Consider the following 810-nt stretch of genomic DNA (forward strand, 5'->3'; position numbering starts at 1 on the left):
GTTCCTAACTCAGACATGGAAACACCGCACTTTGAAGTAATTCGCGTACGCGAAGGTGAAGAGTTTGATTTAATTTCTTACCTACTTCCTAAGAAGTTGGAAGCAATGAAAGAAGCAGAAGGTAAAGAACCTTCTGAAACAGACATCAAACCTAAGCGAATCGAAGAGCCAGTTCTTAAGGGCTTTGCAGCGCCAGCTCAAACCGCTCCAGCTCCTGTTTCTAAACCTACGCCGGTAGCGAAGAAGAAAGAAGTAGAGCAAGAAGCAAAACCTGGCCTATTCAGCCGTTTGTTTAAAGCACTAGGTAGCTTCCTATTTGGTGGTTCTGAAGAAGTAAAAGAAGAACCAAAACAAGAAGAGAAGAAATCAAACCGCGACAACAAGCGCAACAAACGCGATCGCAACGACCGTCGTCGTAGCAACCAACGCGATAACCGCGAAGGTCGTGAAAACCGTGATAACCGTCGTCGCCGTAAGCCTCGTGAAGAGCAAGCTAATGAGCAAAACGAAGCTCAACAGCCTGCAAACAAACAGCAACCAAACCGTAGCCAGAAGCGTAAGCCAAAACCTCAACAAGCTGAAAAAGCTCAAGAGCCGAAAGCAAACGCGAAAGTAGCGGAAAAAGGCTTGCAACTTGCGGCTGAAGCTCGCTCAGAAGTGAAGCCTGAAGAGAATAAAGCGAAAGCAAACGCGAAAACAGAGAAAGTCAAAGAGCGCCGTCAACGTCGCAAACTGAACAAATCTGTTCGTGTTAAAGATCAACTTGCCGATGAGCAAGTAGAAGAAACAGCAGTGAAAGCAATTGAACCT

Annotated in this window: 1 pseudogene; it reads left to right on the forward strand. The window is 46.0% G+C overall.

Annotated elements, in window-relative coordinates:
• Positions 1-810 (forward strand): annotated as a pseudogene (locus R7044_RS24880) (ribonuclease E); the annotation flags it as partial.

This window comes from Vibrio sp. 1402, from assembly GCF_033340275.1.